Below are 20347 nucleotides of genomic sequence, written 5' to 3'. Positions count from 1 at the left end.
GCGAAAGCATCTTGCACATCATTGCGAGGTGCTTTTTTATGTCCTATACTATATTGCAAACCCGCATTTTTGTTTAAAACAAACAAATAGTCATAACCACCTGTTTAACGGGTGGTTATGACTATTCATCATCTGTAAATTCTAGGATGTCTCCGGGCTGGCAATCAAGGGCCTGACAGATAGCATTGAGGGTGCTAAATCGGATAGCCTTGGCCTTGCCCGTTTTGAGAATGGAAAGGTTGGCGTTGGTGATACCGATGATATCGGCCAGTTCACCCAGTTTCATCTTTTTCTTGGCCAGCTGGACATCAAGATTAACGATAATCATGATAGCAGCCTCTTAGATGGTAAATTCATTCTCTTCAGCTATATCAATCCCCTTTTCCAGAATTTTCATCATCAGCCAAATAATCAGAGCACCCAAGAGAGGTGTAAAGCTCATACTGGCGTTAAAAGAGAAGGGGAGGGTGATGGGATTGCCTGATGCAGCAACCTTGACGGAAAGAAAGGTCAGAGCCAAAAAGACTTTCCATGCCTTATCAGCTAGTTGCGTGTTTGATGAATCAAAAATCTTTCCACCAATCAAATTTTTGATGAAATTACGAGCAAGATAGATGAGATAAATAGTCAAAGAAGCTGTGAGAAGATTTATAACAAAGGCTAGAATACTCCACCAATTTGAAAAATCAGCTGAGGGCAGAAATTGAACATTGAGCTTTATTCCCAACCTGTCGGAAAGACCAGTGTAAGAAATCACACTTAGGATAGTAAGAAACACTAGAATAGCAGCATAACCCACTATGATAAGATTCAGTAGAGTAACGATATCTTTGAGCAAAGAGTTATTTTTTAATTCAATCTTTTTCATGATGCTTACCTCTATCGAAAATCAGCCGGCAGTAGATTTTCTTTTCCTTTTATTCTTATTATAATCTATTTTTTATTGTATTTCAAGAAAAATATATCGAAAAACGATAAAAACAAAAATAAATTTCCTTCTATCATAAAAGTAATTCCTCGTTTTTTATGCTATACTGTTTTCAAATTAATTCAAGGAGGAAAAAATGGGAATTTTTGATTTCTTTAAAAAACAGTCGGAAAATCAGGAAGCTGAGGAAGTTTTCGATGAAGAGTACGAAGAAGTAGTAGAAGATGTCGAGCCGGTAGAAGATTATGTGGATGCTCCGGGATGGGAAGCCATCTCAACAGAATTTGCTCGGATATATAATAATCAAGAGCCGGTAGATCACATTGAGGCCATTGTAAAATGGCGTTTTGGCGGGCCGGATCCGCTGGATGGTGTAGATGTCTATGATGCTGGTGACTCTTGGCATTTGGTTAGTTATGGCTTGTCTGAACTGTATGAAAAACTCAGTGAAGATCCAAACTATAGTGGCTATGGTTTTGAATTTACCATGCGACTGAAAAAAGGAAATTACCAAGCTAATGATGAATTTATCAATATCGTCACGATTTTTCAGGAGTTGGCGCGCCGGACCTTTGAGACCGGAGAGGTTTATCAGCCTTTTGAATACATTTATACTGGACAGCTTCTTGGCTTTGACCGTGAACAGGAATCTGCTTTGACAGGTTTTATCACGGTTCCGGATGTAGAAGCCCAGCCTTTGGAGACAGTCCATGGTCGGGTAGATTTTATTGAGTTGGTTGGAGTGACAGATGCAGAATTACAGCAAATCCTCAATGAAGAAGAGACTGCCCAAGGCCTCTACGCTCGCTTGGGGAGTGATCTAACAGACTATGGTCGGCAGTCGCTTGTTGGATGACGAGTTTTCAGCAACTTTTTGACAGCTCATTAGTTTTATTCTATAATGAAATTACTTATTATTTAAGGAGATAAAAATGAAAAAGATTTTTTCAGCCAGCGTGGTTCTTTTAGCAGCAGTTACCTTAGCAGCATGTTCAAATAATCATTCATCCGTTACTTCTAAATCTTCAGAAAGCAAGGTTGCTTCTAGCTCAGTTAAAAAGTCTTCAAAATCAAGCAGTAAAGAAAGTAACTCAAGCAGCTCAAGTACTTCGTCAAGTGCCAATCTAGAAACACCTGACTTTGTCTTGGTTACAGACGAAGAAATCGCTAACGCAACAACAATTGGTGATTTAAAAACCGTGTACAATAAGCTTGCGGATAATTACATCAAATATAGTGGAGAAATTAGAGAAAAACTCCCTGAGTCTGAAAGAACTGATTTTGACAAAGAAGCGGAAACAGCATTGAAAGCTTTTGAAGAATCAAAACAGACTCTTAGTGATCAATTATCTCAGTTTGGTCCAGATGATCTAGAAGTTCCAGCAGAGGTACGGGATCCGTTCCTGCAAAGCGTAAAAGAAAAACGTGATAAACTGGTAAATGTTTTGAAAATGTCTTATCTGTTTGTTTCAAACATGCCTAAAAAACAGTAAGATTGATGATTGAAATTAGTACTTATTCTTTGGAGAAGATTTTTACGAATCAGGCAGACCTCCCAATCTGTATCTTGATTCAGCACTATCCATTACTAGATAATAAAACATCAGGATCAGCCTTATTGCTGCTCCTGATATTTTATACTCTTTATTTAAACTTAAAACCTTCATAGACCAAATCTGCTTTAGGATTGGTCTTTTTAAATTCGTTGGCTAGTTTATCCATCATCTTGACAGGTCCGCACATGAAGACGGTGGTTTGGTTGTCCAGAGGATAATTTTTGAAGTCCAAATAGCCGGAGACCTTGCTATCGACCAAATGAAGGTCAAACTGCGGATTCTTAGCTGCGTAGTCTTTGAGAAGGTCTAGGTAAACAGCATTTTCTGTTCCAGTATAAGCGTTGTAGAAGCTGACTGGACGATTCAGATTAGGATTTTCACGGATATAGGAAATGAAGGGCGTAATGCCAATCCCACCAGCAATCCAGATTTGTTTTTCCTGCCCTTGGTCAAGAATCATGTGACCATAAGCTCGGTCAATGGTGACCTTGGTTCCCTCTTGGATCTTGTCATAAAGTTTCTTAGTGTGATCACCAGAGTTCTTGATAGTAAAATAGACAATATTGTCATGGCCGCCAGAGATAGAGAAGGGATGCGGCGCTTTTTCAAATCCTTCTTGGAAAATCTTGACGAAGGCAAACTGACCGTACTGGTAGTCTAGCTTTTGACTGAGTTGGATCTTCAACTCCACGGTATCGTGGTTGAGGCGTTTGACCTGCATGATTTTTCCCAGATGGCGAAAGGCCAAACTTTGATAGAGGAAGATGATGTAAAAGCCAGAAGCTAAACCTATGATAGCGTAGAATCCGACTACGAAACCTAGTAAGGTCGGTGTTAGGAGTCGATCGCCCATCAGCATATAGGCGTGGAAGAGACCAAAGATATAGGCCAAATAAACAAAGCGGTGAATCCAGCGCCAAGCCTCATATTTGATGTGCTTGCCAAGATAGGCCACCAGAACAATGCTGACAAATAGATAGATGCCGACGTTCCCAAGCTGGGCTGCCAGATGAGAGCCCCAGAGACTGCCACCCATGGCGACATTGTGTAGAGCAAGCAGGACGACGGAAAAGATAGCTGTAAACTTATGATAAGCATACATCTTTTCGATGCCATGGAACCATTTTTCCAATAGGGCGTTCCGAGTCGCAAGTAAAAAGGTCAGCGAAAGGGTGGTCAAGGCCAGACCGGGTACAATAAAGTTGGTCATTCCAGCTGAAGCCCAAGCATAGATGGTCAGGATTATGCTGACAGCGATAAGGGCGATTCCTTTGATAGATTTCATGATGGATTCCTTTCTGATTTTTATCACTATTTAGTTGTAAATGGGTTTGTTACATTCTAACAAAGAAAAAACAAGCTGTCAAGATAAGCGCTTGTTTTATTTTTGGTATGGATAGGTCAAATCTTCCGTTAGCCAAACTATAGAAGAGATTTGTGATTTTACTCTTGAATCTCTGCGGCAGTGTCTTCCTTTTTGTCAGTCTCAGACAGGCCGAAAGGCAACTGCTTACTCCAGCGTGATAGGTTTTCTCGGATATCCTTGCCAATGGTAGTAGGCTTAGGAAAGCTAATGGAGTCTTTCCAGCTTTGGACACGCATATCCAGCAAGAGCTTGGACAAGCGCAGCAGCATGTCACGTTCTTGGTCTGTTAGAGATTGAGCATTTTTCAGGATATCGAGAACTTTGTTAAAGTTTTCAACATTGGACAGTTCGTCGACAGACTGGATGCCAGCATCCAAAATCAGTCCGAAAAAGAGGTCGAAAAAGTCTTTAAGTTCTTCATCTGAAACAGTGCTCACCCAATTTTTAAACGTTTTGTCTATCTGCAGGCTCTCTGCATCTAGTGTATCCAGCAATAGGAAAGAGTCTCCCTTGATTTTCCATGAAAAGGTATCGTGCTGGGCAAAGCCGCCGATGGCACTGCTTTTGACAATCCTAGCTTCCTTAGGTGTTTCCAGCATCATGCCGACGATGGAGTTCTGAGGCAGGTAGCGTTTCATCCTTTCAACCATGGCCTGATAGCCATCGCTTTTGATAACAGAGTGATTGAGACCAGGAGAGTCATAGCTGTAGATGGCTTCAATACGGTCTTGGAGCGATTCTTCCATCTGACTGGCTGCATAAGAAGCTAGATTTCCTCCTTTGGAATGGCCGGTTAGGATAAAGCTACCGGGCAGATTTTCTAAGGCTTTCTGCAGGTAGCGGGCGGCCATTTTTTGAGCAGGGATTTGATCCATATAGGTCATGTGGAAGTCTTCCTTCCAGCCGACAATGGAGTCGTCCGTACCGCGAAAGACCAGGACATAGGTATCAGGATTGATTTTGAAAATCAAGGCAGCGAATTGCTTCTGGATATCTTGGTCAACGTCATTGACATAGCCCATCAGTTTTAGATTTTTAAAGCGGGTAGAGGCTGCGGCCAAATCTAAGAGTTTCAGACGGTTTTTGCTGACCATCATGGAGAGGTCACGCGGCACTTGGTCGGCCAAATCCAGCAGCCGGCAGTCGCAGTAGTGGGACATGTCCTCGTGCACTAGTTGGTCAAAAGGCAAGTAGGTTAGCTCGGTCAGAATTAGCAGGTCCAACTCATTAAATGGTCTATCATAAATGCTATCATGCTGAACTTCTTCAAGGTAAGTAAAAATATTGCTCATGTTTCATCTCCAATTTCTACTAGTTAGTATAGCATATTTTTCTGATAGAATTTCTCTTTTCCAGAAAAATCCTACCTTAGACTGAGGATGATAAAACAAGCAATCGTATTTTTTGGTATAATGTTACTAGCAAGAAATCGGGAGGGAAAGATGCACAAGATTTTACTAGTAGAAGATGATCCAGTCATCCGCCAAATGATAAAAAAAATGCTAGAACAATGGGGCTTTCAGGTAGTGGCAGTCGAGGACTTTATGGATGTGCTGACTATCTTTGTCCGAGAAGAGCCGCATCTGGTGTTGATGGATATCGGCCTGCCCTTATTTAATGGTTATCACTGGTGCCAGGAAATCCGCAAGATTTCAACAGTGCCCATCATGTTTTTGTCTTCCCGCGATCAGTCCATGGACATTGTCATGGCTATCAATATGGGGGCAGATGACTATGTGACCAAGCCTTTTGACAATAATGTCTTTCTGGCTAAGGTTCAGGGCTTGCTGCGCCGTTCCTATGAGTTTGGAAACGACCAGAGTCTCTTGGAGCACCAAGGTGTCATTCTCAATCTCAAGTCGACAGATCTGGTTTTTGATGGGAAAGTGGTGACCTTGACCAAGAACGAATTTCAGATTTTGCGGGTCCTCTTCGAGCATTCGGATGGTATTGTGGCGCGTGATGATTTGATGAAGGAACTCTGGAACAGCGACTTTTTCATAGATGACAATACCCTATCGGTCAATGTCGCTCGCCTGCGTAAAAAGCTTGAGGAGCACGGACTGAAGAATTTCATCGAAACCAAAAAAGGAATAGGATACGGTCTCATCAATGGACACACAGGATAAATTTTTCTTTTTTAAGTCTTACCTTTATTCACGGCGATTTTTTCTAGCTCTGCTGATTCTGCTGCTAGGCTTTATTCTGCTCTTTGCCTTTGTCTTTGATACTTACCGTAGTCTGCTGGAATATGTCGCGCTCTTGCTGACTTTTCTGTCTTTCTTGTTTATCGGAGCAGATGCTTGGACGGCCTTTAAGGGCTATCGCAGCCAGAAGCTGCAGGTCGCTGCTCAGGCTCAGACTCCTCTAGAAAAGCTCTTGCAGGAAAGGGTGGAGGAGCTGGAGTACGAACAGAAGAATCAGCTCTTGGTTGAGCAGGAAAAATACAATGATTTGCTGGACTACTACACTCTTTGGGTTCATCAAGTCAAGACTCCTATTGCTGCCAGTTCACTTTTGATTGGAGATTTGAAGGATAAGGAAGCCAAGTCTCAGTTGGAGCAGGAACTCTTCAAGATCGAATCCTACGTTCACCTGGTGCTCCAGTACCTCCGTCTGGAAAGCTTCCATGACGATCTAGTTCTGAAGCAGGAAAATTTGGCTGATTTGGTTAGGGAAGTTGTCAAGAAATACGCTCTTTTCTTTATTCAGCAAGGACTCAGCCTCAATCTTCATGACCTAGACCACACGATTGTCACTGATAAAAAGTGGTTTCTAGTGATTTTGGAGCAGGTCCTGTCCAATAGTCTTAAATACACCAAAGAGGGCAGCATAGAGATTTATTTTCAAGAGGGCAGCCTCTACATCAAGGACACGGGTCTGGGCATTCAAAATGCTGATTTGCTGCGGGTTTTTGAGCGCGGTTTCTCAGGCTACAATGGTCGTCTGACCCAGCAGTCATCAGGCTTAGGTCTTTATCTGTCCAAGAAAATTGCTGACCAGCTGGGACACAAGATTGCTATAGACTCTCAAGTTGGTCAGGGAACGACGGTTTCCATCGCCTTTCCTGAGAAGAAATTAGTCTTTGAGTAGGAGGAAGAAAGTTGCTAGTAGTGTTTTATGATAGTCTGACTGGTTTGGGCAAAAAGTTTGCTAAAAGTCTGGAAATGCCTAGCCAGTCAGTCTGGAAAAAGCTGGAGGAACCCTGTATTTTAGTCAGCAGAAATAGCGGAGCAGGGCAGATTCCGTGGACGACCAAGCGCTTCATCAGAAAGTACAGACATCTAATCAAAGGCTTTGTCATCAATGGCAATCAGAAGCGTTATCCGCGAACCTTTTGCGGGGCAACGGATAAGATAGTGGAGCAGTATGGTCTTCGCCATATTCGTAACATAGAGGGCTCTGGAACGGAAGCAGACCGACAAGCAGTCAAAGGCTTTCTAGAACAGTTGCAGACGGAAGAAAGTTTTCATAAAAGCCACTAGGTTTTGTGCTATTTTAGGTAGATGCTTTGCAAGATTTTTAAAAGTGACAAAATTGTAAGAATAAAACTAGCAAATGAAAGGTTAGGTTATGGTACCGGCCTTTCTTTTTTATTATCATAGAGGCAAGAAATAAGAAGGAGACAGAAAAATGAAATCAAAAGGTTTGAATGCTTTTCAGTTGAAGCTCTTCATGGCATTTCTTATGGTTTTTGACCATATCAGCCAGATACCGGGGCTGGTGCCGGAGGGCTGGGATGGCGTTTTGCATGCCCTAACCCGCTGTGTCGGAGCAGCATTTGCCTTCATGGCAGTGGAAGGTTTTATCCACACTCGCAACCGCCTAGCTTACAATATGAGGCTCTTCTTTTGGGCGGCCCTGATGCAGACAGGAAACTGTATCCTGACGCTCCTCTTTCAGGAGAAGGGCATCTACCTCACTCACAATATCTTCCTGACCTTGGCCTGCGGGGTTCTCATGCTGAGTCTTTTCTTTGGCTTTTCTGACAATGGCGGAGCTGCTAAGGAGCAGAAGCGTGGTTTGCGGCTGACAGCAGGAGTATTAGTCTTGCTGGCGGGGCTTCTCTTTAGCGAAGGCGGCATGGCTCTGCTTCCTTTCATGCTCCTGACCTATCTTTTTAGAAATCAAGTCTTTTTCAGAAACTTGTCCTATGTAGTTTGGGCAGGAGTTCTCTTTGCCATGAGTATTCAAATTTATCCAACCCTGCAGGACACGCTATCAATGCTGCTCTATAATTCAGACTGGCTCTTTATCAGTGTTCTTCCTCTCTTGCACTTCTACAATGGTGAGCGAGGATCCAGCAGCAAGTGGAGCAAATATTTCTTCTATATATTCTATCCAGCCCACCTTTGGCTAATTGCCTTGATTGCCTTTTGGGTAAAATAAAGCTCATCTCATCTTACAAAAGTGTAAGATTGCACTTTAAAATGTAAGCTTAGGTTATGGCAGGGCGCTTGGTATTGAGATAAAATAGACTTATCAATTAAGAGGCAGTTTATAAAAGCTGCTAAAAGCAGGGCTTTGATAGGCGCCTGCTAAACAGAAAGGAAACAAGATGACATTATTAGACGTACAGCATGTGAAAAAGATTTATAAAACCCGCTTTCAGGGTAGTCAAGTAGAGGCACTGAAGGACATTCACTTTACGGTAGAAAAGGGCGAATATGTCGCCATCATGGGGGAGTCAGGCTCTGGTAAATCCACCCTGCTCAACATCCTAGCCATGCTGGACAAGCCGACTGAGGGCCGTGTCTTTCTCAACGGAACTGACACAGCAACCATCAAAAACAGTCAGGCTTCCAGCTTCCGCCGGGAGAAGTTAGGCTTTGTCTTTCAGGATTTCAACCTGCTGGACACCTTGTCGGTCAAGGATAATATCCTCCTGCCTCTGGTCCTCTCTCGTCGTCCCATTACCGAGATGATGCAGAAGCTGGTCACAACCTGCAATGAGCTGGGGATTAACAAGCTGCAAGAGAAGTTTCCATATGAGATTTCCGGTGGCCAGAAGCAGCGGGTCGCAGTGGCTCGGGCTATTATCACAGATCCTGAGATTCTGCTGGCGGACGAGCCGACGGGAGCCTTGGATTCCAAGTCTTCGGCGGCGTTGCTGGATGTCTTTGACGACATCAATGCCCGCGGTCAAACTATTCTCATGGTGACCCACTCAACGGCAGCGGCTAGCCGGGCCAAGCGGGTGCTCTTTATCAAGGATGGGATTCTCTATAATCAAATCTTCCGTGGCGACAAGACCGAGCGGCAGATGTTCCAAGAGATTTCCGATACTCTGACAGTTATGGCAAGTGAGGTGGGCGATTATGTTCAAACTAACGAGTAAACTGGCTTTGTCCAATCTGGTTAAAAATCGCAGTTTGTATTATCCATTTGCTTTGGCGACGGTACTTGCAACAGCGATTTTGTATAGTTTTATCTCACTGGCTCATAGCCCCAACATGGAGACCTCTTATGGCGGTGCAGCTGCTCGCATGACCTTGCAGTTTGGTATCCATGTCATTCAGATTGCCGTCCTTATCCTTATCACCTATGCTAATAGCTTCGTCATGAAAAACCGCTCCCGAGAGTTGGGAGTCTATAGTCTACTGGGCATGGAGAAAAAGCATCTGCTAGTCATGACCTTCTTTGAACTCTGTGTCTTTTATCTACTTACAGTTGGTCTGGGTATCTTGTCTGGCCTAGCTTTAGATAAGATGCTCTACGCAGTCCTTTTGAAATTGATGGGAATGCCGGCAGTTCTTGCCTCGACCTTCCAATGGCAGAACGTCTGGATGACTCTAATCAGTCTGGGTATTGCTTTTGCGGTGATTTTGTTGCTCAACTCTACCCGACTTCTACGCTATAGCTCTCTTAAACTAATGAAAGAAAAGAAAGCAGGCGAGAAGAAAGGACGCTTCCTTTTTCTGCAAACCTTGCTGGGGCTCCTGCTCATGGGTGTGGCTTATTATATGGCTTTGACCGTTACCAAACCTGTCGCTGCTATTGGCAATTTCTTTATAGCTGTGATCATGGTTATCCTAGCAACCTATCTGCTTTTTAATGCAGGCTCGATTACACTATTGCAATTTCTCAAAAAGCGCAAAGGCTACTACTACAAAACGCAGAATTTCATTTCTGTTTCCAATCTCATCTCGCGGATGCGCAAAAATGCAGCAGGATTGGCAACTATCTCCATTCTATCTACCATGCTATTAGTGACTCTGGTTGGCACAATCAATATCTATGTTGGGGGTCAGGATTATATTACAACCTTGCATCCAAAGGATTATAATGTCAGCATCGTCTTGCCGAAATTGACTGATCAGAAGGAGGCTCTGTTGGACAAGGTCCAGCAAGTCGCTCAGGAAACTGGTCTGAAGAAGCCAAGCTATACTAGCTATCTCTACCAATCAGCCTTCATCATGAAACTGGCTGGTAATGATGTGACAGTTCCAATGCAAAGCGAGCTGGAGTCGGATACAAGTATCTTGACCAAGTCTGCAGGCACGATTACGATCATCAATCGTCAGGATTATGAAAAAATGACAGGGGAAAAGATAGACTTGGCAGACGATGAAACTCTTGTCTATGGAAAAAATATTTCCTTAAATAAGGACAAGCCTCTCCGAGTGAATGGCAAGGACTGGAAGATTAAGCAGCTTTTATCATCGAATTTCACTCATGGGGAAATTCCTAATCCAAACGATGTGACCATGGAGCAGGGCCTCTATATGGTGGTCAATGATAGCAAAGAGGTTAATCTCGATGTGGATCATTACTACTACATTGGAGTTGCTTCAGAGACTAAGGACAGTAAAAAGTTTGTCGAGCAAGTCCAGCTGGGGTTGAGGGACACTTTGGATCAGGAACAAGCTCAAGATGGTAGCTTCGCAATGGCTAGTGACCGTTATAGTGCAGAAAAGAGCTATCAAGAACTTACTGGAACCTTGCTCTTCATCGGTGTCTTCCTATCAGTTATCTTCCTTCTAGGAGCTGTTCTCGTGATTTACTACAAGCAAATCTCTGAAGGATATGAAGACCGCGATGGCTTTATCATTTTGCAAAAGGTTGGCTTAGATGAAAAGCAGACTAGAAGTACCATTCGCAAGCAAATCTTGACTGTTTTCTTCCTACCTCTCATCTTTGCTTTTCTACATGTAGCAGCAGTCTTTCACATGTTGCGCTTGATAGTTGCCCTACTGGGTGTGACCAATCTTCCTCTTTTGATTCAGACGACACTTGCAACTTGCGGAGTCTTCCTCTTGACCTATATTCTGGTCTTTCTTCTTACTTCACGTAGCTACCGCAAGATTGTCGCCCGCTAAGAGCAAATCCCTGACCAGAGATCGGGGATTTTTTGATGTCTGGATTTTCACCTCTCATCTCCCTCATTTTACCGCTTGTCCAAAAAGCTGAGATTTTTCAAAAACAACTTGCTATCATAGTCTCAGAAGTAAAGAAAAGGAGAAAAGATCATGTTAGTAGAAACGAAAAATCTTAGCAAGGTTTATGGCGATAAGGTGGCAGTTAATGATCTGAATATTCAGATTGAGAGAGGCAGTTTTACAGCTATTCTAGGCCCTAATGGTGCAGGAAAATCGACAACTATTCAGATGCTGATAGGTCTCTTGCGGCCGACATCCGGGCAGATTTGCTATGCTGAAAAGCTTAAGTTGGGTGTGGTTTTCCAAAACAGTGTGTTGGACGCCCGGCTGACAGTTTTGGAAAATCTGACCATCAGAGCCAAGCAGTACAAGGAGATGCCGGCAGGTAGAATCGATCGCTTGGTCTCTCAGCTGGGATTATCAGCCTTTGCCAAGCAGCCTTATGGGACACTGTCCGGTGGTCAAAAGCGTCGGGTGGACATTGCGCGAGCCCTACTCAATAGTCCCGACCTGCTCTTTCTGGATGAGCCGACCACAGGCTTGGACATTCAGACTCGGGAGAGTATTTGGAGTTTGCTCAAGCAAATTCAGAAAGAAGAGCAGATGACCATTGTCTTGACAACCCACTATCTCAATGAAGCTGATGATGCGGATAAGATCTATATCGTAGACCATGGTCAGGTCATTGCCCAAGGCTCTGCAGACCAGATTAAGGGAAACTATGCCCGTAATGCCTTACGGATTTTGAGTCAAGACTCAGTAGGTTTAGAGAAAAGTTTGCCAAGAGGCTGCGCTTGGGAGCAAGTCAAGGTGGGAGAATTTATCCTCCACCCTAAAACGACTCAAGAAGCACTGACCTTATTGGCTCAGGCTGGTCCCTATATCGAACAATTTGAATTTCAACCCGGAACCATGGACGATGCCTTTATGGCACTGACAGGAAGAGAGGTACGCTAATATGCTCGCTTTGATAAAACGTAATTTTTTACTTTATTTCCGAAACCGCAGTGGGGTAATTTTGTCCCTCTTCGGAGCGATTATTCCCTTTGTGCTTTATATCGTTTTTTTGAAAAATAATTACAAAGCTCATTCCAGCCAGCTGATGGACTTGTGGCTGATTGGCGGTGTATTGGCAGTTACAGGATTAACGACCACATTGGCAGCTTTCTCTCGGCAGGTCGAAGACCGGGAGCGGAAGGTGACAGACGACCTCTTTATCACAGACTTGGGACCATGGGGATTGCAGCTTAGTTATCTTGTCAGCTCTGTTATTATCGGCTTTTTGATGCAGGTCATTATGTTTGCCTTTATGCTCAGCTATTTTACGCTGGAGGATAAAGTTTCCTTTGAATGGGGGAGTCTTCCTTACCTGATGTTTCTGATGCTCTTGAACAGTCTCTTAGCCACACTGATAAATGCTCTGATTGTTCAATGTTTCAAATCAGTGGATAGTCTGGGGAAATTGGCGACAGTAGTCGGAGCTACATCTGGTTTTCTAGTGGGAACCTATATCCCCATTGGAACCTTGCCGAATATGGCACAAAATCTAATGAAGCTTACGCCTTCTAACTATATGGCCTCTCTTTTCAGACAGGTTCTCATGAAGGAAAGTCTAGCAGATACTTTTGCCAATAACAGCCAGCCGCAAGCAGCTTTCGAAAAAACAATGGGAATTCGCATTGAATGGCAGGAGCTCTTGACAAGGACAGAAACTTTCTATATAGTTGGAATAGTTTTAGTTGCAATAGCGCTTATTTGGATGGTGCAAAATATGATTGCCATCCGCCGGCTGAAACTACAATAGAATGTGAATAGGGAGCTTCCTCTTGCAAGCAAAATTTGAAACAGATCCAACCATTTCATCTAAGGATCCGCTGGTTGTGGTCAAGGCAGACCAGCTAGCGGCAGAAGCCAAGGCCATCTTAGATTATTTAGAGCAGTACAAGGCAGGGCCAAGTGGCGTCCTGCCGATCAAGTCAGACGATAAACTGGTCATGCTGAAGACTGAAGATATTATCCTAGCAGACATCAACCAGACAACTCTGATGATTTACAGTAGAGAAAGCATTTACCAGACGACAGAGACCTTGACTCGCTTTCAGCAGCGGATTAGCAGCTCGAACTTTATCCAGGTTTCCCGGCATGCTGTCATCAATATTGACCATCTGGAGTCCTTATCTGACAGCTTTTCTGGCAATATGACGGCCAAGCTGACCAATCAAATCAAGACCGAAGTCAGCCGTCGCTATGTTAAACTCTTAATGGAATATCTGGGAATCTAGGAGGTAAGTGATGAGTATAAAAAAATGTCTACACGCTATATTAATGGGCATCCAGAGGGGGAGTGCAGTCTATCTGATTGTCCTTGCTCTCTCTATTCAAAAAAATCCGCCCACAACAAGTAATATCATCAGTGTCATGGTGATGAGCGGCTTGATCGGACTCATCAGTTCAATGTTAAAAACTCTTGAAGACCGATTCTCTTTTTCAGTCTCAGTTTTGCTGCATTTTGCTGCGGTCGCAGTCTTGGTATGCTGCTTCATGGTCTACAATAACTGGGGATTTTTAATTGCCAACTGGCATTTCTGGCTAGATTTTATTCTGATTTATCTCTTTGTATGGCTCTTTCTTTACTTGGATACAAATCTTAAGACCAAGAAGATTAACAGCGCTTTGGCCAAGCGCAGAAAGGAAAAAGAAGGCAAGTAATTTGCTGAAAAACGTTCTGACAAGCCTATCATAAAAATAAATGGAGCTGGATCGTATTCTGCTCCTGTCTTTTTGTATCTAAAAAACTCAAGCTAGATTTTCTAGCTTGAGTTTTATGTGCTATTACACACCCAATCTGATATGAGGGAAGTGGTTGTAGAGATAGTCAAAGGTTGACTGGAGTTTGGTGTCTGTTGTTTTACCAATGTTCTTAATAGGCATTTGGTATTTCTTTTGATTGTTTCGAATAGCAACTAAGGTTGAGTTTCTGTTTGAAGCAACGAAGCCGCGATGCATGGTGAGAATGTGGTGGTAGAGATGGACGACCTGTTTGAGATCAATTGCTTTGAAACCTCGATAGTAGGTAATGAGATGGTCTTTATAAACAGCAATTTTCAGCACATCGTCGTGGAAAGAAGCTTGCTCAAGCAGGATATTGAGATTGTTCTTGGCCTCTGGATAGGCTGCATAGATTTCTTCGTAGGCAGCGATATTTTTCTTGCGGCCGATAATTCCCATAACGACAAAGAAAACACTGAGTCCAATCAAAAACAGAATGTAGAACATGAATGCAAGATTGTCAGATTCAAATTCAGTGATAGAGATATAGGAGCTGCTTGACATTACTGTGATGACTTCGGGATTGTCTGCTAAGAGACCGCGAACGAGGCTGCCATAATTAGAGATATAGCCCTGATTTTTTTTAGGGGAGTTAGCATTAACGTAGGAGCCAACGATTCGGACAGGATTTTTTTCCAGCTCGCCCTTTTTCTCTTTTTCCAAGAGCTGGGCAACCTGCTTGTCCCCTTTTTTAGCCTGCAGACCAACATATTCGTCTTGGTAAGCAACCAGCCAAACTTGAGTATTATCTTCTACTTCAATCAGAGCCTCTGGAAAAATATATGACACTTCAGCATAGACTGCTGAATCTGCTCCAGGCTCGCTATTTCGGTCATAGGCAGTCTTGGTGTTGACTTTTTGGTATTGGATAAAGCCCATCACTGCAGCAACAACTAGAAAAATAAGAGAAATTACCAGTAGGGCGATGGTACCTTGGTTTCGTCTTTCCTTGAGCATAGCTCAACCTCCAAAATATAATCTAAAAAATAATTTGATTAGCAAACTATCTTTTTTTGTATAGTATAACATAAATGCTTGACAAGTGGCAAGATTGTGTTAAAATATGAATGAACATAAAATAAAATTCATTCACAAAAGAGGCGTGGAAATGGATAAAAAAAATGAGCTCCTGGCTGCGGCTAGAGAAGTCTTTGCAGAAAAAGGCTATAAGGCAGCTGGAATTTCTGATATTGCTAAGAGAAGCCAGATGGCTGTCGGATCTTTTTACAAGTATTATGAGTCTAAGGAAGCTATCTTCTTGGAGGTTTATATAGCTGAAAATAGCCGTATACGTGAGGAAACCATGCGGCGTGTGGACTGGCAGGGCGAGCCCGAGGCAATCGTTGAACAGCTTTTTGCAGTTACTTTTGAGTTGATTTCGCCCAATAAAATTCTAGCTGAGTGGAACAAGCCGGGCATTTCTCAGATTCTGCACGATTACTATAATCAGGATTCCGGCCGAGCGTCCAATGCCTTTCATCAGTTTCTGATTCAGACCTTCAGCCAGCGCTTGCAGGAAGAGGGCTTTTCGAAGGAGAAAATAGCTGAGATTATGAAGGTTTATGACTTGATTTACTACATAGACATGCATGTCACAGAGCAGGAATTTTCAGGCTACTTCAATAGCATTGAGACTTTAGTTAAATATTTTGTTAAGGGGATTTTTTCCAAATAGAGGAAATTCCTTTTCTTAAAAGCATTTGTGAATGAATTTCTAAAACTATTCATTCACAAACAAAGGAGGTGATGTCTTATGTAGTGCGAATAGGAATGGTTAGAAAGCTTTGAATGAATATTTGGAAGCGTTCATTCAAAAATAGAAAGTGAGGAAATAGAATGAACAAGCAAGGAGGATTTGCTATGAGTGGAATGGCTATTTTGGGTATCTGTCTGGTCGCGATTGGTCTTTTGACCATTGGCTACGGCGGTGTGACAGTTGGTTTTAGTTTAAGTGTGGATTTTCAGTCATTTTTAGTCGGAGGTCTCATCATTGTTCTAATCGGAGCAGCTTTGATTCCGGGCTTGCCGGCAGTTGCTAAGCTGGCGGTACTGGCTTTGACAACTTTGTCATTGCTGATTTACATTCACATGATGCCAGATTTAGAGTTTATGCTTATGCTCATCTCTGATGTTGTGGTTTTAGGCTTTGCGACTTGGTTTGCTATCCTTTTTTTAAGAAAGTAGGTGATGAAGATGATTGTAGTTTATGATTCAAATACTGGTATTGGAAAACGATTTGCAGAATCACTGGGCTATCCGACCCAGAGCATCAAGGAGAAACTGGAAGAGCCTTGCATTCTCATTACTCGAAATGCTGGTGCTGGGGAAATTCCCTGGTCTACCAAACGCTTTATCAAGAAACATCCTGGGCTGATTAAAGGTTTTGTTAACAATGGTGACTCTGTTAAACACGGCCGGACCTTCTGCGGAGCGACTGCCTTGATTATTGAAAAGTATGGGCTACAGCATATCTGCGATATTGACCAAGGCGGTAGTCCAGAAGATGTCAAGACTGTGCAGGCATTTTTGGCGGGGTACTAGTCTCATCAAGTTTCGCATAAAGGGAGGACTCGTATGTCTGGGTTCAAGAAAATTGGGAGCTTGTTTCTGGCTCTGATTTCTGTCTTTATCCTAACGGCCTGCGGACATGTACAGAAAGATCCTGACACTTCAGATAAGACGGAAAGAAATTCTTCAAAACAAGAAGAAGCAGATCAGAATCAGGTAGACGCAACTTCCAGTGCGTCACAGAAAGATTGACTTTTTGTCAAAATAGAAGATCTTAATTTGTTCAATGATTTTTAGGTCATCTTTTGACCTGTTTTGTGTATCAATAGGAGAGAGAAGGCTTAGCATCTTCTTTCTCCTTTTTATGATAAAACCCTGTGAGCATTCCTATAGTTTTTTAATAGTCAATATGGTACAATGAATTAGTATTGTCTTTCCAGTGTTTGTCAAAAAGGCAGAAGAACATAAAAAGGGCGTGTTCGACTGGCTTGCCAATACGCTGTGCTTTTAAACAAATTTTACTTGTGAGAAAGGAAAATTGCATGAATAAAAAACTGAGAGTATGGTTTCAGTTAATCATTCTCTGTCTAGGCGTGTTCCTGCCTTTCCTAGCTGGAACCCTTAAGGCTCATGCGGCGGAATTGAATGATGTCATCACTGAAATGCATCTCACCACTAACTCTGGTGAGCAGCTGACCAATGGTGTAGATATCTGGCAGACCTTCCGTGTCTATGCTAAGTTTGCCCTGCCGGACAACCAAGCCCATGCGGGTGATACGACAGTGATTCATTTGCCGAATGAATTTACCTTTGGGAATTCCTCAGCTATTGAGCTCAAGGATGAAAACGGAGCTCTGGTGGCTAATGGAGTCCTAGATAGCGATGCCAAGACCATCACATTGACATACACAGACTATGTGGAGCAGAAGTCCAGTGTCAGAGGCGAGTTTTTCTTCTATTCGCGGATTGACCACGAAGTTGTCACTGAGGAAAGAGATATTCCAGCTACTTTCACTGTAGGCAATAATAGGATTCCTGCCGGCAGCATTCACTATAATGGACCGCCGAAAAAGTATGAGTCTCTGTTAGAAAAGAGTGCTTTTCAATGGGATGCCGATGCTAAGAATGAAATCCGCTACAATGTGGCCATTAACCGTAACATGGGCAACTACAAAAATGTCTCTGTGACGGACAAGCTGGGTGACACAAACGCTAAGATTGTTCAAGACTCTGTACGAGTTTATAAGGTCTCTTGGCGCTGGAATAATGGAGATTGGGCGCGCGATTCGACTGAAGATGTAACAGCAGACTTCCAGTCTAAGATGACCTTTGGCGCTGAAGGCGATAGCTTGACAATCAACTTCGGAGATGTAGAAGGTTTCGGCTACCTAGTTGAGTACAAGACGCTGGCCGACTATGATTTGGCTGATGGAGAGGTTGTAGGAAATAAGGCTACCATGAACTACAACAATACCGAGACAGTGTCTGTAACTAATGAATACTCTTATCAAATTGCTGGTGGAAAGTCAGAAGGCTATAACTTCAAGGTGAAGGTTCACAAAACAGATGAGTCTAATGCTTCTCTGAGCGGTGCAGTCTTTGAAGTGGTGCGGAAAGCGACCAATAAGGTGGTTGGCACAATCACGACAGATGCGGATGGGAATGCGGAAGTTGGTAATCTTCTACGCGACACTTATATCCTGCGTGAAACGACTGCTCCGGCTGGTTATGACCGCCTGACAGAGGATATTACTATCAGCCCGACGGATTTTGGTAAGACTTTGAACGTAGGCAGTCCAGCATCTGGAGATTCTGGGGACAGCAGATTGGTTGCAGTCAATGTAGTCAATAAGCAAACTCAAAGTCCAACAGACAAACAGGTAACCTTCAGCAAGGTCAATCTAGCTGGTGAGGAAATTGCTGGTGCGCAGATTCAGATTTTCAAGGGACGGGAAAGCAAGGGCAGTCCTGTCGCATCTTGGACTTCAGAAGCTGACCAATCTAAGGAAATTAACCTAGAGCCAGGTGTTTACACCTTCCATGAAGAAGCGGCTCCGACAGGTTACTTGGCTGTGACAGATATTATCTTCCAAGTCAATGATGATGGCACTGTAACAGTTCTAGACGCTAATAGCAATGCTGTAGAATATACAGATGGTAAGTTGTTCATTACTGACCAAGCGGCACCTGCTGAACCTGGTACCCCTGATAAAGCAGTTCAAGGCGGTATTAAGCCAAATCAATCATCTGATTCTGATAAAGCAGCAGACGGTCAAGGAAAATCTAAAAAAGTTCTTCCTGCGACTGGCTCTGCCGAAAATATTGAATTGGTTCTTGGCGGTCTAGTAGTTCTAACCCTTTTAGGACTTTACCGAAAGATTCGACTGAGCAAATAAAGAAAAAGAGGATAGAGCAGAATGCTTTATCTTCTTTTTGTTTGCTTATTTTGGACTAGCTTTTTTGCAGCTTACTGAGCAATTTCTTCCAGTTACTCATGCTGGGCAGCCACTTACGGAAAAACTCTTGTTTTTTGTCTCAGAATCCTCTATAATAAATGGCAAATAGAAAAAGGAGACAGAAGATATGACAGATACAAAAATACAAGAGAAGCTGAAGCCAGGTTTGAAGTTAGCGGATTTTCAAAAAGACGGAGACATCTATCTGGCGCTGAATCCGGACTATGTCTCAGGGGACAATGCCAAGTATATGACCATGTACAATCGCTTGGCTCGCTGGTATGATTTTGGTGAAAAATGGATAGGGCCACTTCTCCATGGCAAGGCAATTGACAAGCTGAGAAAGGACCAGATGGCAGAAATAGAATGGAAAGATCATCTATCCGTCCTTTATGTCTCTATCGGGACTGGTCAAGACCTGCGCTACATTCCTGAGAATATTGACCTGAAAAGCCTAGACTTTTTCGGGGCAGATATTTCTATAGGCATGCTGAAAAAATGTCAGAAATCTTGCGCCAAGAGGACCAATCTGAAGCTCTTTCATGCTTGTGCGGAGGACCTGCCCTTTGCAGATAATAGCTTTGACATCGTCTATCATATCGGCGGGATTAATTTCTTTAGCGATAAGGCCAAGGCCATGCAGGAAATGCTGCGGGTAGCTAAGCCAGGGACTAAGATTATGATTTCAGACGAGACGGCAGACTATGTGGACCAGCAATATAAGAAGAACCACCTCAGCAAGGACTATTTTAAGGACGCTACTGTTGATCTAGGAGAAATTGAGGCTGCTATACCGGCTGGAGTCAAAGAGAAGGAGTTGAAACTCCTCTGGGACGGGAAATTTTATGTCCTGACGTTTAGGAAATAAATCAGAAGAACTGGACTTTGTTTCCGGTTTTTTTGATTCTGAATAGAAAGAAGCATTCGGCACAGTTTAATTGTTAGAAAAATATTCCTTTATGCTAAGTGACAAAAATGTAAGTTTAAAAGCTGAAATGAAAGGTTAGGTTATGGAAAGCCTATCTTCCTTTTTGCATAATAGAGGATGTCCTTTTGATTTTCTTCAAATAGAGAAATGATTTTAGGGCTAATATCATACTTTTTAGAAAGGAATATTGTATGAAAAAAATAACTGCAAATTATTTGAAAAATAATTGATGTTTGTATTCTAGAATATTTAATATGAGGGATTAAAGAAAGTTTAAACTTTTTACAATAAATTGACACCGGAAATGAAATGACAGATTATATTAGAATTGCTTATGTTTGCAATCTTACAATAAAGCCTATGGTTTAGCAAAAGATATAGATAGGCAGTCAGGTGA

The 20347-nt window shown here is 42.8% G+C and carries 23 protein-coding genes; 18 read left to right on the top strand and 5 right to left on the bottom strand.

Annotated features, from left to right (window positions below):
- Window positions 1–121: 121 nt before the first annotated feature.
- Window positions 122–328 carry a helix-turn-helix domain-containing protein gene (locus tag HMPREF9389_RS00635; RefSeq protein WP_002897095.1) on the bottom strand — a complete coding sequence of 69 codons (207 nt, stop codon included), beginning with the start codon at window positions 326–328 and terminating at the stop codon, window positions 122–124.
- A gap of 12 nt (window positions 329–340) precedes the next feature.
- Window positions 341–868 carry a DUF2975 domain-containing protein gene (locus tag HMPREF9389_RS00640; protein ID WP_002931278.1) on the bottom strand — a complete coding sequence of 176 codons (528 nt, stop codon included), beginning with the start codon at window positions 866–868 and terminating at the stop codon, window positions 341–343.
- Between the two features lie 196 nt (window positions 869–1064).
- Between HMPREF9389_RS00640 and HMPREF9389_RS00645 the strand changes: the two genes are divergently transcribed.
- On the top strand, window positions 1065–1784 hold the full coding sequence (locus tag HMPREF9389_RS00645) for a suppressor of fused domain protein (RefSeq protein ID WP_002931276.1): 720 nt from the start codon (window positions 1065–1067) through the stop codon (window positions 1782–1784).
- Window positions 1785–1860: 76 nt separating this feature from the next.
- Window positions 1861–2421, top strand: coding sequence for a hypothetical protein (locus HMPREF9389_RS00650; RefSeq protein ID WP_002931274.1), 561 nt, complete (start codon window positions 1861–1863; stop codon window positions 2419–2421).
- A gap of 151 nt (window positions 2422–2572) precedes the next feature.
- Here the strand turns inward: HMPREF9389_RS00650 and HMPREF9389_RS00655 are convergent, their stop codons facing one another.
- Both HMPREF9389_RS00655 and HMPREF9389_RS00660 read right to left on the bottom strand, forming a co-directional pair.
- On the bottom strand, window positions 2573–3769 hold the full coding sequence (locus HMPREF9389_RS00655; RefSeq protein WP_002931269.1) for a ferric reductase-like transmembrane domain-containing protein: 1197 nt from the start codon (window positions 3767–3769) through the stop codon (window positions 2573–2575).
- A 158-nt stretch (window positions 3770–3927) separates the two neighbouring features.
- The gene (locus tag HMPREF9389_RS00660; protein ID WP_002931267.1) at window positions 3928–5142 is read right to left on the bottom strand and encodes a DUF2974 domain-containing protein; all 1215 of its coding nucleotides are present in this window, start codon (window positions 5140–5142) and stop codon (window positions 3928–3930) included.
- 150 nt (window positions 5143–5292) lie between these two features.
- Here HMPREF9389_RS00660 and HMPREF9389_RS00665 point away from each other — a divergent pair, with 150 nt between their 5' ends.
- The 10 genes from HMPREF9389_RS00665 (at window position 5293) to HMPREF9389_RS00710 (ending at window position 13938) form a co-directional block, all read left to right on the top strand.
- Complete coding sequence (locus HMPREF9389_RS00665) at window positions 5293–5979, top strand: response regulator transcription factor (RefSeq protein WP_032906647.1); 687 nt, start codon at window positions 5293–5295, stop codon at window positions 5977–5979.
- On the top strand, window positions 5963–6943 hold the full coding sequence (locus HMPREF9389_RS00670; RefSeq protein WP_002931263.1) for a sensor histidine kinase: 981 nt from the start codon (window positions 5963–5965) through the stop codon (window positions 6941–6943). Before HMPREF9389_RS00665 ends, HMPREF9389_RS00670 begins: the two co-directional genes overlap by 17 nt.
- A gap of 11 nt (window positions 6944–6954) precedes the next feature.
- Window positions 6955–7335: a class Ib ribonucleoside-diphosphate reductase assembly flavoprotein NrdI gene (locus HMPREF9389_RS00675; protein ID WP_002931261.1), complete on the top strand. Its 381-nt coding sequence runs from the start codon at window positions 6955–6957 to the stop codon at window positions 7333–7335.
- A 148-nt stretch (window positions 7336–7483) separates the two neighbouring features.
- Window positions 7484–8239, top strand: coding sequence for a TraX family protein (locus HMPREF9389_RS00680; RefSeq protein ID WP_002931259.1), 756 nt, complete (start codon window positions 7484–7486; stop codon window positions 8237–8239).
- Between the two features lie 169 nt (window positions 8240–8408).
- Complete coding sequence (locus tag HMPREF9389_RS00685) at window positions 8409–9188, top strand: ABC transporter ATP-binding protein (RefSeq protein ID WP_002931257.1); 780 nt, start codon at window positions 8409–8411, stop codon at window positions 9186–9188.
- A complete protein-coding gene (locus HMPREF9389_RS00690; protein ID WP_002931256.1) occupies window positions 9169–11169 on the top strand; it encodes an ABC transporter permease in 2001 nt (666 codons plus the stop codon). Before HMPREF9389_RS00685 ends, HMPREF9389_RS00690 begins: the two co-directional genes overlap by 20 nt.
- A gap of 150 nt (window positions 11170–11319) precedes the next feature.
- Entirely contained in the window at window positions 11320–12186 is an 867-nt protein-coding gene (locus tag HMPREF9389_RS00695) for an ABC transporter ATP-binding protein (RefSeq protein ID WP_002931253.1), read from the top strand.
- Between the two features lies 1 nt (window position 12187).
- The gene (locus HMPREF9389_RS00700; RefSeq protein WP_002931252.1) at window positions 12188–13033 is read left to right on the top strand and encodes an ABC transporter permease; all 846 of its coding nucleotides are present in this window, start codon (window positions 12188–12190) and stop codon (window positions 13031–13033) included.
- 22 nt (window positions 13034–13055) lie between these two features.
- Entirely contained in the window at window positions 13056–13511 is a 456-nt protein-coding gene (locus tag HMPREF9389_RS00705; protein WP_002931251.1) for a LytTR family DNA-binding domain-containing protein, read from the top strand.
- Between the two features lie 10 nt (window positions 13512–13521).
- Window positions 13522–13938 (top strand): DUF3021 domain-containing protein, encoded by a 417-nt coding sequence (locus HMPREF9389_RS00710; RefSeq protein WP_002931250.1) that lies wholly within the window; start codon window positions 13522–13524, stop codon window positions 13936–13938.
- A gap of 123 nt (window positions 13939–14061) precedes the next feature.
- Here HMPREF9389_RS00710 and HMPREF9389_RS00715 read toward each other — a convergent pair whose 3' ends face one another.
- Window positions 14062–15015 (bottom strand): hypothetical protein, encoded by a 954-nt coding sequence (locus HMPREF9389_RS00715; protein ID WP_002931249.1) that lies wholly within the window; start codon window positions 15013–15015, stop codon window positions 14062–14064.
- A 106-nt stretch (window positions 15016–15121) separates the two neighbouring features.
- On the opposite strand from HMPREF9389_RS00715, the gene HMPREF9389_RS00720 reads away from it, so the two are divergent.
- From HMPREF9389_RS00720 to HMPREF9389_RS00745, 6 genes are all read left to right on the top strand, one after another.
- The gene (locus tag HMPREF9389_RS00720) at window positions 15122–15733 is read left to right on the top strand and encodes a TetR/AcrR family transcriptional regulator (RefSeq protein WP_002931248.1); all 612 of its coding nucleotides are present in this window, start codon (window positions 15122–15124) and stop codon (window positions 15731–15733) included.
- Window positions 15734–15894: 161 nt separating this feature from the next.
- Window positions 15895–16242, top strand: coding sequence for a hypothetical protein (locus HMPREF9389_RS00725; protein WP_002931247.1), 348 nt, complete (start codon window positions 15895–15897; stop codon window positions 16240–16242).
- Window positions 16243–16599 (top strand): class Ib ribonucleoside-diphosphate reductase assembly flavoprotein NrdI, encoded by a 357-nt coding sequence (locus HMPREF9389_RS00730; protein ID WP_002931246.1) that lies wholly within the window; start codon window positions 16243–16245, stop codon window positions 16597–16599.
- A 33-nt stretch (window positions 16600–16632) separates the two neighbouring features.
- Window positions 16633–16818, top strand: a complete 186-nt coding sequence (locus HMPREF9389_RS00735; RefSeq protein WP_002931245.1) for a hypothetical protein — start codon at window positions 16633–16635, stop codon at window positions 16816–16818.
- A gap of 290 nt (window positions 16819–17108) precedes the next feature.
- On the top strand, window positions 17109–18962 hold the full coding sequence (locus HMPREF9389_RS00740) for a SpaA isopeptide-forming pilin-related protein (RefSeq protein WP_002931244.1): 1854 nt from the start codon (window positions 17109–17111) through the stop codon (window positions 18960–18962).
- A gap of 187 nt (window positions 18963–19149) precedes the next feature.
- Window positions 19150–19890 (top strand): class I SAM-dependent methyltransferase, encoded by a 741-nt coding sequence (locus tag HMPREF9389_RS00745; RefSeq protein WP_002931242.1) that lies wholly within the window; start codon window positions 19150–19152, stop codon window positions 19888–19890.
- Window positions 19891–20347: the final 457 nt, after the last annotated feature.

The organism is Streptococcus sanguinis SK355, from assembly GCF_000212855.1.
Taxonomy (GTDB): Bacteria; Bacillota; Bacilli; order Lactobacillales; family Streptococcaceae; genus Streptococcus; species Streptococcus sanguinis_A.
The sequence above is the reverse complement of the archived record's forward strand: the minus strand, read 5'-3'. Positions and strand labels throughout refer to the sequence as shown.

What these genes read in the sequence shown, in the direction of transcription:
- HMPREF9389_RS00700 (WP_002931252.1), top strand. Translation starts at nt 12,188, where the DNA reads ATGCTCGCTTTGATAAAACGTAATTTTTTACTTTATTTCCGAAACCGC.
- HMPREF9389_RS00635 (WP_002897095.1), bottom strand. Translation starts at nt 328, where the DNA reads ATGATTATCGTTAATCTTGATGTCCAGCTGGCCAAGAAAAAGATGAAA.
- HMPREF9389_RS00745 (WP_002931242.1), top strand. Translation starts at nt 19,150, where the DNA reads ATGACAGATACAAAAATACAAGAGAAGCTGAAGCCAGGTTTGAAGTTA.
- HMPREF9389_RS00685 (WP_002931257.1), top strand. Translation starts at nt 8,409, where the DNA reads ATGACATTATTAGACGTACAGCATGTGAAAAAGATTTATAAAACCCGC.
- HMPREF9389_RS00680 (WP_002931259.1), top strand. Translation starts at nt 7,484, where the DNA reads ATGAAATCAAAAGGTTTGAATGCTTTTCAGTTGAAGCTCTTCATGGCA.
- HMPREF9389_RS00670 (WP_002931263.1), top strand. Translation starts at nt 5,963, where the DNA reads ATGGACACACAGGATAAATTTTTCTTTTTTAAGTCTTACCTTTATTCA.
- HMPREF9389_RS00665 (WP_032906647.1), top strand. Translation starts at nt 5,293, where the DNA reads ATGCACAAGATTTTACTAGTAGAAGATGATCCAGTCATCCGCCAAATG.
- HMPREF9389_RS00660 (WP_002931267.1), bottom strand. Translation starts at nt 5,142, where the DNA reads ATGAGCAATATTTTTACTTACCTTGAAGAAGTTCAGCATGATAGCATT.
- HMPREF9389_RS00695 (WP_002931253.1), top strand. Translation starts at nt 11,320, where the DNA reads ATGTTAGTAGAAACGAAAAATCTTAGCAAGGTTTATGGCGATAAGGTG.
- HMPREF9389_RS00720 (WP_002931248.1), top strand. Translation starts at nt 15,122, where the DNA reads ATGAATGAACATAAAATAAAATTCATTCACAAAAGAGGCGTGGAAATG.
- HMPREF9389_RS00640 (WP_002931278.1), bottom strand. Translation starts at nt 868, where the DNA reads ATGAAAAAGATTGAATTAAAAAATAACTCTTTGCTCAAAGATATCGTT.
- HMPREF9389_RS00740 (WP_002931244.1), top strand. Translation starts at nt 17,109, where the DNA reads ATGAATAAAAAACTGAGAGTATGGTTTCAGTTAATCATTCTCTGTCTA.
- HMPREF9389_RS00710 (WP_002931250.1), top strand. Translation starts at nt 13,522, where the DNA reads ATGAGTATAAAAAAATGTCTACACGCTATATTAATGGGCATCCAGAGG.
- HMPREF9389_RS00650 (WP_002931274.1), top strand. Translation starts at nt 1,861, where the DNA reads ATGAAAAAGATTTTTTCAGCCAGCGTGGTTCTTTTAGCAGCAGTTACC.
- HMPREF9389_RS00735 (WP_002931245.1), top strand. Translation starts at nt 16,633, where the DNA reads ATGTCTGGGTTCAAGAAAATTGGGAGCTTGTTTCTGGCTCTGATTTCT.
- HMPREF9389_RS00655 (WP_002931269.1), bottom strand. Translation starts at nt 3,769, where the DNA reads ATGAAATCTATCAAAGGAATCGCCCTTATCGCTGTCAGCATAATCCTG.
- HMPREF9389_RS00645 (WP_002931276.1), top strand. Translation starts at nt 1,065, where the DNA reads ATGGGAATTTTTGATTTCTTTAAAAAACAGTCGGAAAATCAGGAAGCT.
- HMPREF9389_RS00725 (WP_002931247.1), top strand. Translation starts at nt 15,895, where the DNA reads ATGAACAAGCAAGGAGGATTTGCTATGAGTGGAATGGCTATTTTGGGT.
- HMPREF9389_RS00690 (WP_002931256.1), top strand. Translation starts at nt 9,169, where the DNA reads ATGTTCAAACTAACGAGTAAACTGGCTTTGTCCAATCTGGTTAAAAAT.
- HMPREF9389_RS00715 (WP_002931249.1), bottom strand. Translation starts at nt 15,015, where the DNA reads ATGCTCAAGGAAAGACGAAACCAAGGTACCATCGCCCTACTGGTAATT.